Source organism: Undibacterium sp. TJN19, assembly GCF_049339485.1.
In the GTDB taxonomy this organism is placed as follows: domain Bacteria; phylum Pseudomonadota; class Gammaproteobacteria; order Burkholderiales; family Burkholderiaceae_D; genus Undibacterium.
Genome location: NZ_JBMPPL010000003.1, coordinates 353,802 through 366,152, shown reverse-complemented (window position 1 = coordinate 366,152; position 12,351 = coordinate 353,802). Strand labels below are relative to the sequence as shown.

Annotated in this window: 10 protein-coding genes; all 10 read right to left on the bottom strand. The window is 49.5% G+C overall.

Annotated elements, in window-relative coordinates:
• Nucleotides 1-98: 98 nt before the first annotated feature.
• The 10 genes from ACO0LH_RS13030 to sdhA all read right to left on the bottom strand — a co-directional run bounded on the left by ACO0LH_RS13030 (nt 99) and on the right by sdhA (nt 12,351).
• A complete protein-coding gene (locus tag ACO0LH_RS13030; protein ID WP_422941516.1) occupies nt 99-455 on the bottom strand; it encodes a hypothetical protein in 357 nt (118 codons plus the stop codon).
• A gap of 47 nt (nt 456-502) precedes the next feature.
• Nucleotides 503-1,600 carry a cell division protein ZapE gene (zapE, locus tag ACO0LH_RS13025; RefSeq protein WP_422941515.1) on the bottom strand — a complete coding sequence of 366 codons (1,098 nt, stop codon included), beginning with the start codon at nt 1,598-1,600 and terminating at the stop codon, nt 503-505.
• A 150-nt stretch (nt 1,601-1,750) separates the two neighbouring features.
• On the bottom strand, nt 1,751-3,178 hold the full coding sequence (gene lpdA / locus ACO0LH_RS13020; RefSeq protein ID WP_422941514.1) for a dihydrolipoyl dehydrogenase: 1,428 nt from the start codon (nt 3,176-3,178) through the stop codon (nt 1,751-1,753).
• Between the two features lie 73 nt (nt 3,179-3,251).
• Complete coding sequence (locus tag ACO0LH_RS13015) at nt 3,252-3,605, bottom strand: PspC domain-containing protein (protein WP_422941513.1); 354 nt, start codon at nt 3,603-3,605, stop codon at nt 3,252-3,254.
• A gap of 29 nt (nt 3,606-3,634) precedes the next feature.
• Complete coding sequence (gene odhB / locus ACO0LH_RS13010) at nt 3,635-4,888, bottom strand: 2-oxoglutarate dehydrogenase complex dihydrolipoyllysine-residue succinyltransferase (protein ID WP_422941512.1); 1,254 nt, start codon at nt 4,886-4,888, stop codon at nt 3,635-3,637.
• A 61-nt stretch (nt 4,889-4,949) separates the two neighbouring features.
• Nucleotides 4,950-7,805, bottom strand: a complete 2,856-nt coding sequence (locus ACO0LH_RS13005) for a 2-oxoglutarate dehydrogenase E1 component (protein WP_422941511.1) — start codon at nt 7,803-7,805, stop codon at nt 4,950-4,952.
• 284 nt (nt 7,806-8,089) lie between these two features.
• Nucleotides 8,090-9,394 (bottom strand): citrate synthase, encoded by a 1,305-nt coding sequence (gltA, locus tag ACO0LH_RS13000; RefSeq protein WP_422941510.1) that lies wholly within the window; start codon nt 9,392-9,394, stop codon nt 8,090-8,092.
• A 60-nt stretch (nt 9,395-9,454) separates the two neighbouring features.
• Nucleotides 9,455-9,736 carry a succinate dehydrogenase assembly factor 2 gene (locus ACO0LH_RS12995; protein ID WP_422941509.1) on the bottom strand — a complete coding sequence of 94 codons (282 nt, stop codon included), beginning with the start codon at nt 9,734-9,736 and terminating at the stop codon, nt 9,455-9,457.
• Between the two features lie 116 nt (nt 9,737-9,852).
• Entirely contained in the window at nt 9,853-10,563 is a 711-nt protein-coding gene (locus ACO0LH_RS12990; RefSeq protein ID WP_162041574.1) for a succinate dehydrogenase iron-sulfur subunit, read from the bottom strand.
• Between the two features lie 12 nt (nt 10,564-10,575).
• The gene (gene sdhA / locus ACO0LH_RS12985; protein WP_422941508.1) at nt 10,576-12,351 is read right to left on the bottom strand and encodes a succinate dehydrogenase flavoprotein subunit; all 1,776 of its coding nucleotides are present in this window, start codon (nt 12,349-12,351) and stop codon (nt 10,576-10,578) included.

The following is a 12,351-nucleotide window of genomic DNA, read 5'->3' as shown; positions in this document are numbered from 1 at the left end:
CTTATATCGTAACCAAATTTTAAATTTGGAAAAGACTGATCCAGAATGATTTGCCGCAAATCGTCAGTGAAACAGATTAAAAGACACCAAGAAAGAAATCAGGGTTTTGTCTGCTTTTGCGCCAATTCACGGTCTAGTTCTTCGATATGCAATTTTCTTTGCAAAGACTTGGCTTCGAGTGAAATTCTCTGCAAAACAACGATATGCTTACGGCGCTCTTGCTTGACGTCATTTAAGCAAGAGTTAACGAAAAAATTGTTGTGACAGGTCTTCTCTGCCTGTTCAAACCAGTTTTGTAAACGCGTCTGAGCGGCGGTGCTTTCTTTGAGAGCCAAATCAGCCGCCTCACCAGTGACAATACTGCCACCGGCGAATTGCTGATTCAGCGATTCGGTCAAATGGGCGATGGCCGAGATTTCATCCGCATCAGACGAAGCAAAGGCGACGCCTGTCATCAGCAGCTGAGCCGCCAACACGAGGCAAACTGAACAAAAATATTTTATCAAACGATGTTCTCCGTGACATGGCGCTGATCGGCATCCATATATTCTTTCGACTGCATTTCTATGATGCGCGATACTGTCCTGTGAAACTCATTAGACAAGGTGCCGTTGGTGTACAGCTCCTCAGGCTGGACTTCAGCCGACATGATCAATTTTACCTTGTTGTCGTAAAACACATCAATCAACCAGGTAAAACGTCTTGCCTCGGACGACATGGCCGCAGACATGCGCGGCACAGAAGACAAAACCACGGTGTGAAAGCGACTGGCAATTTCAAGATAATCATTTTGCGAACGCGGGCCACCGCATAGCGTGGCAAAGTCAAACCAGATGGCGCTGCCGGCACGTCTTAATGATTTCAGGTTACGCCCTTCTATATCCACACGCGGGTCTTCATCACTGGTTTCTGCAATGCGCGCAAAGACATCGCGCAGGGCTTTATCTGTCGCAGCATTCAAAGGTGTCAGATAAGCCTGAACCTGCTCCAGGGCACGTTTGCGGTAATCATTGCCCGAATCAACATTCAATACATCCAGCTTTTCATTCAGCAACGCAATGGTCGGCAACATGCGGTCGCGGTGCAATCCCTCCGGGTATAAAGTCTCCGGCTGGTAATTCGACGTCATGACAAAAGAGACGCCGTTATCGAATAAGGCTCTGAGCAGGTTATACAATAACATCGCATCAGCCACATCAGAGACGTGAAATTCATCAAAGCAAATCAGGCGGTATTTTTTTGCAATACGCTTTGCAACTTCATCAAGCGGATCAGCAACGCCTTTCAATTCATCCAGCTGGCGATGAACGCCACGCATGAATTCATGAAAATGCAATCTGGCTTTTCTGACTACTGGCACAACGGAGTAAAAACTATCCATCAGAAACGATTTGCCTCGCCCTACTCCACCCCACATATAAACGCCACGGGGCACTTCAGGACGGGTAATCAGGCGTGTCAACTTATTGGCACGCTTGCCCTTGTACAAGACCCATTCATCGTAGGCCGTCTGCAAACGATCAACTGCACGTTTTTGCGCCTCATCAGCCTGAAAACCACGCTGGCTCAATGCATCCTGATAGTACTCTAAGACATTCATGGAAATAAAAGAAAGATCTTTGCTGTGTCACCATACTTGCGGCGACAGGGTGAAACTGCTGCATGTGCTGACCTGACACATATCAAGTCAGCACATATCTGTCAGTCTGGGCGCAAAAATTGCGCCCGTTTCCAGTCAAGCTGAGTTGAATCAGAAATTGAGTGAACGCTTGTCCACTGCCAGCGCAGCTTCTTTGGTTGCTTCCGACAAGGACGGATGTGCATGACAAATACGAGCGATATCTTCAGCAGATGCACGGAATTCCATCGCTACCACAGCCTCAGAAATCAGCTCGGAAGCCATCGGTCCGATGATGTGCACGCCCAGGATTTCGTCAGTCGTAGCGTCCGCCAAAAACTTGACCATGCCAGAGGTATCACCCAAAGCGCGTGCACGGCCATTCGCCATGAACGGGAAAGTACCCGCTTTATAAGCAACACCGTCCGCTTTCAATTGCTGTTCAGTGCGGCCAACCCAGGCGATTTCTGGCGAAGTGTAGATCACCCAGGGAATCGTATTGAAATTGACATGGCCGTGTTGACCCGCGATGCGTTCAGCAACAGCAACACCTTCTTCTTCAGCTTTATGCGCCAGCATAGGGCCGCGCACGACGTCACCAACTGCCCAGACATTTGGCAGATTGGTTTTGCAATCACCGTCCACCGCGACGAAGCCGCGCTCGTCAAGCTTCAGGCCGACTGCTTCTGCATTCAGGCCATTGGTGTTTGGTGTGCGACCGATAGAAATGATCAGCTTGTCGAAAACAGCCTTGTGTTCAGCACCTTTGTCATCGGTATAATTGACAGTAACGTCTTTACCACCGTTGACGATTTCGCCAATTTTTACGCCAAGGTTGATGGACAAACCTTGTTTGCCAAACAGCTTATGCGCTTCTTTGGCGATTTGCTCATCCACCGCACCCAGGAAAGTCGGCAAAGCTTCGAGTACAGTAACTTCTGCACCCAGGCGACGCCATACACTGCCCATTTCCAGGCCAATCACACCGGCACCGATAACGCCAAGCTTTTTAGGTACTTCAGCGATCTTCAGGGCACCGTCATTTGACAAGATAGTTTCTTCATCAAAAGCAGCGCCTGGCAAGGCACGCGCATTGGAACCGGTAGCAACGATGATATGTTTGGCAGTAATGCTCTCTTCTGTTTTGCCGGCGACCTTGATCTCATACGCGCCCGCATCGGCTTTTACGAAAGAGCCGTGACCGTGGAAGAAAGTGACTTTGTTCTTTTTGAACAAGAACAAAATACCATCATTGTTTTGCTTGACGATGGTATTTTTTCGACCCAGCATTTTTGCCACGTCCAGGCCCAGGCCCTGAACCTGAATGCCGTGGTCAGCAAATGCATGGCCTGCATGCTCGTAATGCTCGGAGGATTGCAACAGCGCCTTGGAGGGTATGCAACCTACGTTAGTGCAAGTACCACCAGGTGCCGGGCCGCCTTTTTCATTGGTCCAGGCATCGATACAGGCGGTAGAAAAACCGAGTTGCGCAGCACGGATAGCGGCGATATAACCACCGGGGCCGCCACCAATGACGACGACATCAAATTGTTTACTCATGGAAGTATCCTGATTTTGAATATGTTCTTACTTGGCAGGCAATCGCAAATGTCTTCACGGGCATTTTTACGCTTCAATCTTCTTGCGGGATAATAATCCAGGCCAGTAGATAGGCCAGTAATCCAGCGCCGAAATAAATCGTAAAAATGACGAACAACAAACGCCAGACTGACGAATCCAGGGTCGTTGTTTTTCCCAGACCACCACAAATACCGCCAAACCATCTGTCGTTTTTTGAACGACGAAAATGGTTCAATTGTTGCAGTGCCGGATCAATCCCTGAATTTGAAAACGACTGATCAAACGAAGACTGCCCACTTCCATTGGAAGCAAGCAGTTTTGCCTTGGCTTGCGCGAATTCTGCATCAGACAAAGCGCCTTTCTGATGCAGTTCGTGCAGGTGTTTGATTTCGTCAGCGAGATTCATTTGTTTCTTGCCAAACGTTGACGCTGAGATTACAGATCGAGCAACAAACGTGCAGGATCTTCCAGCGCTTCTTTCATTGTTACCAGACCCAATACCGCTTCGCGGCCATCGATAATTCTATGGTCATAAGACATCGCCAGGTAATTCATAGGACGGATGACGATCTGGCCGTTTTCAACGACAGCGCGGTCCTTGGTTGCATGCACACCCAAAATTGCAGACTGCGGTGGGTTGATAATCGGTGTCGACAACATGGAACCGAAAGTACCGCCGTTAGAGATGGAGAAAGTACCGCCAGACAAATCATCCAGGGTCAGCTTGCCATCTTTGGCCTTGGCGCCGAATTCACCGATTTTCTTTTCGATTTCAGCGATGCTCATCTGGTCAGCATTACGCAGGATAGGCACCACCAGACCACGTGGCGAACCAACTGCAATACCGATGTCGAAGTAACCGTGATACACGATGTCATTGCCATCAACAGATGCGTTGATGATAGGGTATTTTTTCAATGCAGCTACGGCAGCTTTGACGAAGAAGGACATGAAACCCAGTTTGACGCCGTGCTCTTTTTCAAACTTGTCTTTGTACTTGTTGCGCAAGTCCATCACAGGTGCCATGTTGACTTCATTGAAGGTCGTCAGAATCGCATTGGTTGATTGCGATTGCACCAGACGTTCAGCGATACGGGCACGCAAACGGCTCATCGGCACGCGCTCTTCAGGGCGGTCACCCAGGTCCGCTGCTTTTGGTGCAGCGACTTGTTGCAAGGCTGGTTTTGCTGCAACGGGTGCTGCCATTGGCGCAACTGACGGCGCTGCCGCTGGTTTGGCCGCGACCGCTGCCAGTGCATCACCTTTGGTAACGCGGCCATCTTTGCCGGAACCATCAACTTGCACTGCAGTCAGATTATTTTCTGACAGGATTTTTGCTGCCGCCGGCATTGCTACGCCAGCAGAAGATTTGGCATCAGCAGGCGCTGCTGCTGCGGCAACTGCGACTGGAACAGCTGACACTTCCATCGGGCTTACTTTTGCAGACGCATCAGTATCGATGATCGCAATGATTTCACCAGCGACAACAGTGCTGCCGTCGCCTTTGATGATTTGCGTAATCACACCAGCATCTGGTGCTGGCAGTTCGAGCACGACTTTGTCGGTTTCTACGTCGATCAGGTTTTCGTCACGGCCAACTGCTTCGCCGATTTTTTTATGCCAGGACAACAGGGTCGCTTCTGCAACGGACTCAGATAACTGAGGAACTTTTACTTCGATAATTGCCATTTTTTTCTCTCCGATTCGGGTAGCCAGATGTGGCATCAGCTTCTGATGCCACATCGCGTCATTATTTGGTCAGGACAAAGCCTTTGAGTTTGGAAAATGCCGTTTCCAGCAATGCTTTTTGTTGTGCATAGTGCTTGTCGTAGTAACCGACAGCTGGCGATGCACTGGCTGGACGACCTGCGTAGGCAAGTTTTTGTCCTTCTTCCAAACTTTCAAAAATATTGTGCTGGATCTGGAACCATGGTCCCTGATTTTGCGGTTCATCTTGCGCCCAGACCAGTTCTGCCATGTTCGGAAATTTTTTCAATTCGGCAGCAAAGCTCTTGTGCGGGAAAGGATACAGCTGTTCAACACGGATGATTGCCGTATCGGACTGGCCGCGCTCTTTACGTGCATTGACCAGATCGTAGTAAACCTTGCCGGAACAGGCGATAACACGCTTGACCTTTTTGGCATCGATCTTTTCATCGACTTCACCAATGACGGTGTGGAAACTACCCTTGGCCAGATCGGACAATGGAGAACCTGCATCCTTGTTACGCAGCAAGGACTTCGGCGTCATGATCACCAGCGGCTTGCGGAACATGCGTATCATCTGACGACGCAACAGATGGAAAATCTGCGCAGATGTCGTCGGTTGTACAACTTGCATATTGTTGTCAGCACACAATTGCAGGAAGCGCTCTGGACGTGCGGAAGAATGTTCTGGACCCTGACCTTCATAGCCATGCGGCAGCATCATGACGAGACCAGAAGCACGGCCCCATTTCACTTCGCCAGAACTGATGAACTGATCGATAACAACCTGAGCACCATTGGCGAAATCGCCGAACTGTGCTTCCCAGATCGTCAGGGTATTTGGCTCTGCCGTGGAATAACCATATTCAAAGCCCAGTACCGCTTCTTCAGACAAAACGGAATCAATGACCGTGAACGGTGCCTGTTTGTCGGAAATGTTTTGCAGAGGAATATACGTACCTGCATCCCAGCGTTCACGATTTTGATCATGCAACACAGCGTGACGGTGGACGAAAGTGCCGCGACCTGCATCCTGGCCAGTCAAACGAATGGCGTAACCGGAAGAAACCAGGGACGCGTAAGCCAGATGCTCACCCATGCCCCAGTCCAGATTCATTTCACCACGGCCCATCGTTGCACGGTCACCCAGTACTTTTTCGACCAGGCTATGTGGCTTGAAGCCTTCTGGAACGGTAGTAATACGCTCAGCCAGACGTTTCAGTTCTGTGGCCGGCACTGCTGTATCGGCAGCATCTGTCCATTTACGGTTGAGGAAAGGAATCCAGTCAACAGCATATTTGTTTTTGAAATTGGAAATAACCGGATCATGCGTATGCTTGCCGGCATCCATGGCGTCACGGTAGGCTTTGATCATCTGATCGCCGCCGTCAGCAGGAATAGTACCTTGTGCAGACAATTTGTCCGCATACATCTTGCGCGTACCAGGATGCTGACCAATTTTCTTGTACATCAATGGCTGTGTCAGTGCTGGCGTATCTTGTTCGTTATGACCCAATTTACGGAAGCAGATGATATCGACCACGATATCTTTCTTGAATTCCATACGGTAATCCAGAGCGATTTGCGTCGCCAGAACCACAGCTTCAGGATCATCTGCATTCACGTGCATGACTGGCGCTTCAATCATCTTGACGACGTCGGAGCAATATAAAGTCGAACGTGAATCGCGTGGATCAGAAGTGGTGAAACCGATCTGGTTATTGATGACGATATGCATCGTGCCACCAGTACCGTAACCACGAGTCTGCGCCAGATTCAGGGTTTCCATGACCACGCCCTGCCCTGCAAACGCGGCATCACCGTGTACCAGGATAGGCAAGACTTGTGAGCCATCTTTGTCGCCGCGACGATCCATACGGGCTTTGACAGAACCTTCTACCACTGGATTAACGATTTCCAGATGGGAAGGATTAAATGCCAGGGACAAGTGAACCGGGCCGCCAGGGGTAGAAATATCCGAAGAGAAGCCTTGATGGTATTTAACGTCACCTGCTGGCAAATCATCACCATGTTTGCCTTCAAATTCAGCAAACAGATCCTGCGGCATTTTGCCCAGGGTATTGACCAGTACGTTCAGACGTCCGCGGTGGGCCATGCCGATAACGATTTCTTCCACACCGCGCTCACCGGCGCGTTGTATCGTTTCATCCATGGAAGCGATAAAGCTTTCGCCACCTTCTAGGGAGAAGCGCTTCTGACCAACATATTTGGTATGCAGATAACGTTCCAGGCCTTCAGCCGCGGTCAGGCGGTCGAGGATATGTTTTTTCTTCTCAGCAGAGAAAGATGGTGTGGAGCGTATCGCTTCCAGCTTTTGTTGCAACCAGCGCTTTTCTGTCGGGTCGCTGATGTACATGAATTCAGCGCCGATGGAACGGCAATATGTGTCGCGCAAGGCGTTGATCAGGTCGCGCAATGATGCAGTTTCTGGCCCGAAATAGGTATTGCTGATATTGAACTGTATGTCCATATCGGCATCGGTAAAGCCGTAGAAACTTGGTTCCAGTTCTGGAATGCTTGGGCGTTCCTGGCGTTGCAGCGGGTCCAGATTGGCCCAGTGGCTGCCGAGGAAGCGATAGGCGGCGATCAGTTGCTGGGCGGCGACGCGTTTGCGCCCCATTTCAGCATCAGCAGTGGCATTGACTGTACGTATCGGGCCTTGTTTGGCGCGTTCTGCGAACGAAGCAATCACAGGTGCGTGGGCGACGTCAGGTTTTGCAGAGCCATCAACTGCTGGCACATGCTGCATTGCATCAAAGTATGCGCGCCAGTTTTCAGGAACAGAACCGGGATTGTTGAGGTACGCTTCATACAGTTCTTCTACATACGGCGCATTGCCGCCGAACAAGTACGAGTTAGCGTTATATTGTTGCATCATCTTGCTCACCTTTCTTCGCGTTTCGCGAGATTAGCGGGTTAATCTAACCTTCCGCGACACGGCCTGACCGGTTAGCGGATTGCACATCAAGTTGTGGGGAAGGGCTTGTTTCAAACTAGCTTCATGACCAAATCAGAAAACATATCATTTCAATATCTTTTTTGATTGAATCGCGAAATTTATATGTAAAAATCACTTTCGTGGCGAAGCATAGCATAATTAATGAAGAAAAAAAAAGCGAGTCGCAAAGACTCGCTTTTTACAACAGCAATAATTATCAAAAATTAACGCTTGTCGATAGATGGCACATCACGCTTTGGTGAGCCAACGAACAATTGACGTGGGCGACCAATTTTTTGCTCAGGATCAGAAATCATTTCCTTCCATTGTGCAATCCAGCCTACTGTACGAGCCAGTGCAAAGATACCGGTGAACAATGCGGTTGGAATACCCAAGGCGCGTTGTACGATACCTGAATAGAAATCGACATTCGGATAGAGCTTGCGGCTGACGAAGTATTCGTCTTCCAGCGCGATTTTTTCCAGTGCCATCGCCAGTTTGAACAATGGATCATCTTGCAGACCCAGTTCTTGCAACACTTCATAGCAAGTTTCACGCATCAGTTTGGCGCGTGGGTCATAGTTTTTATAAACACGGTGACCAAAACCCATCAGCTTGACGCCAGAATTTTTGTCTTTTACTTGTTCAATGAAGTGCGGGATGTTATCGACACTGCCGATTTCTTCCAGCATGCTCAATGCGGCTTCGTTCGCACCACCGTGAGCAGGGCCCCACAGGCAAGCGATACCAGCAGCGATACACGCAAATGGATTGGCACCAGAAGAACCTGCCAGGCGTACAGTCGAAGTCGACGCATTTTGCTCATGGTCTGCATGCAAGATCAAAATACGGTCCAGCGCACGTACCAGCACTTCATTGCTCTTATATGGAGCACAAGGTGTCGAGAACATCATGTACATGAAGTTGGCGCTGTAAGACAAATCATTGCGTGGATACACAAATGGCTGGCCGATAGAATATTTGTAAGCCATGGCAACCAGCGTTGGCATTTTAGCGATCAGACGTATCGCTGACACTTCACGATGGCGAGGGTCATTGATATCAAGTGAGTCATGATAAAACGATGCCAGCGCACCAACCGTGCCTACCAGTACCGACATGGGATGCGCATCGCGACGGAAGCCACGGAAGAAAAACTGCATCTGTTCATGCACCATGGTGTGATTGGTGACCGTTTCAACAAATTCAGTTTTTTGCGCTGCATTTGGCAACTCACCGTTCAACAACAGATAGCAGGTTTCCAGGAAATCACCGCCATTGACCGCCAGTTGCTCAATCGGATAGCCGCGATACAGCAATTCGCCTTTATCGCCATCGATATACGTAATCGAGGAATTACATGCCGCTGTCGACATGAAGCCCGGATCATAGGTGAACATACCGGTAGAACCATACAATTTACGGATGTCGATGACATCAGGACCAATCGAGCCCTTGTAAATCGGCATTTCCAGCGCTGGCGAGCCATCGGAGAATGAAAGGGTAGCTTTTGTTTCAGAATTAGTCATGGCTCTTCCTTCAGATAAGAGGTGAGTCGTTAATCAAAAAAACACAAAAATCAATTATGTTCAAGCCGTTTGCAGGCGCAGCAATAAAGCATGTACGTGAGGCAGATCCACTTCTGCTTCAGGCTGCTTTTTAGCCATAATCAAATCCATCAAAGTATTGTCTGGCAATTCCATCAGGCGACTGAAGGCATCCACTTCTTCATCCGTCAGGGATTCTTCATTCACGTCCAGAAAACGCGTCAATATCAAATCGTTTTCCAGCAAACCCCGCCTTGCACGCCATCGCAGGCGAGCACGTTTTACCGGATCGCTTTGATGAGGTATGGCTATTGACTCAGACATAATTACTTTCTCTTTTATGCTTACTATTTCATGCAATTCTCAGGGCATCCAGAAAACCGCATGAAATAGCAGCGATGCCTTTCAGCATCGCTACTTTTACAGCCTATCTACTTAACTCAGACTGCGCGGCGAACCATCAGTTCCTTGATTTTGCCGATAGCACGGGTAGGATTCAAACCTTTTGGACAGACGTCCACACAATTCATGATGGTGTGGCAACGGAACAAACGATAAGGATCTTCCAGGTTATCGAGACGCTCGCCAGTGGCCTGATCACGTGAATCTGCAATGAAGCGATATGCCTGCAACAAACCTGCCGGGCCAACAAATTTATCAGGATTCCACCAGAAAGACGGGCATGAAGTCGAGCAGCATGCACACAAGATGCATTCATACAGACCATCAAGCTCTTCACGTTCTGCCGGTGATTGCAGACGCTCTTTTTCCGGAGGAATGGAGTCATTCATCAGGTAAGGCTTGATGGAATTGTATTGCTTGAAGAATTGCGTCATATCCACGATCAGATCGCGGATGACTGGCAGGCCAGGCAAAGGACGCAAGACAATAGGCTCGCTCAATTCATTCAGATTGGTGGTACATGCCAGACCATTCTTGCCATTGATGTTCATCGCATCAGAACCACACACGCCTTCACGGCATGAGCGACGCAGCGCCAAAGAATCATCAACGTCAGACTTGATGCGCTGCAAGGCATCCAGCAACATCTTGTCAGTGTCTTGCAACTCGACTGTCAAGTCTTGCATGTAAGGCTTGGCATCCTTGTCCGGATCGTAGCGATAGATTTTAAATTTTAGTGTACGTGCCATATCGATATCTCTTTAGAATGTACGTGGTTTCGGCTTGAAGGTGTCTACAGTCAGCGGCTTGGTCACGACCGGTTTGTAGTCAAGACGATTGCCTTCGGAATACCACAAGGTATGCTTCATCCAGTTAATGTCGTCACGATCTTCATAATCACGGTGTGCATGCGCACCACGAGATTCTTTACGGGCGGCGGCGGATGTAATGGTTGCCTTGGCTGTTTCGATCAGGTTATCCAGTTCCAGCGCTTCCACACGGGCAGTATTGAAAACCTTGGATTTATCCTTGAAAGAAACATGCTTGCGGCGCTCATCAAGCTCCATAATTTTCTTGTAACCGGCTTGCAGCAATTCATCAGTACGGAATACACCGCAGTATTGCTGCATGCTGGCACGGATATCGTTGGCAACGTCTTGCACGCGCTCAGAACCAGTGCTGGTTTCCAGCTTGGCCAGGCGTGACAACGCCAGGTCTGCTGCATCAGCAGGCAAGTCTTTATTGCTGCGTTCTTTAAGCTTGCTGGCAACGACATGATTACCAGCAGCACGGCCAAACACCAGCAAATCAAGCAGAGAGTTAGTACCCAGACGATTGGCACCGTGTACGGATACGCAGGCGCATTCACCGATTGCATACAAACCATTGACGACTTCACTGCCACCGTTTTTCGGCGCAACAACCTGACCATGAATATTGGTCGGGATACCACCCATTTGATAATGGATGGTAGGAACCACAGGAATCGGCTCCTTGGTCGCATCCACGTTGGCAAACTTGTGAGCGATTTCGAGAATCGATGGCAGACGTTTTTGAATGGTGTCAGCACCAATATGACGCAGATCCAGCATGACGTGATCTTTATTCGGACCACAACCACGACCTTCTTTAATTTCCTGATCCATGGAGCGGGAAACAAAGTCACGTGGTGCCAAATCTTTATACGTAGGCGCATAGCGCTCCATGAAGCGCTCACCCTGACTATTGATCAGGATACCGCCCTCACCGCGTACACCTTCGGTAATCAGGACGCCGGCACCGGCAACACCAGTAGGATGGAATTGCCAGAATTCCATATCTTCCAGTGGCAAGCCAGCGCGTGCAGCCATACCCATACCATCACCGGTATTGATGAAAGCATTGGTGGAAGCTGCCCAGATACGACCGGCACCGCCGGTTGCAAATATCGTGGTTTTGGCTTCCAGCATCATGACTTCGCCGGTTTCCATTTCCAATGCAACCACACCCAGCACGTCACCATCCGCATCGCGGATCAGGTCGATTGCCATCCATTCAACAAAGAAATGGGTACGGGCACGTACGTTGCGTTGATACAGGGTATGCAGCAAAGCATGGCCAGTACGGTCAGCTGCGGCGCAAGCACGCTGTACAGCTTTCTCACCGAAATTGGCGGTATGACCACCAAATGGACGCTGATAAATCGTGCCATCAGCATTACGGTCAAAAGGCATGCCGAAATGCTCAAGTTCATAAACGACTTTTGGCGCTTCACGGCACATGAATTCGATCGCATCCTGATCACCCAAGTAATCGGACCCCTTGACCGTGTCAAACATATGCCAGTACCAGTTGTCTTCCGACATATTACCCAGGGAAGCACCAATACCACCTTGAGCGGCTACTGTATGCGAACGGGTGGGAAATACTTTAGACAATACAGCAACATTCAGACCAGCCTCAGCCAGTTGTAGCGAAGCACGCATGCCTGAACCGCCAGCACCAACGATAACCGCATCAAAACGGCGGGTAGGAATTGCAGGTTTAATTGCGGCCAC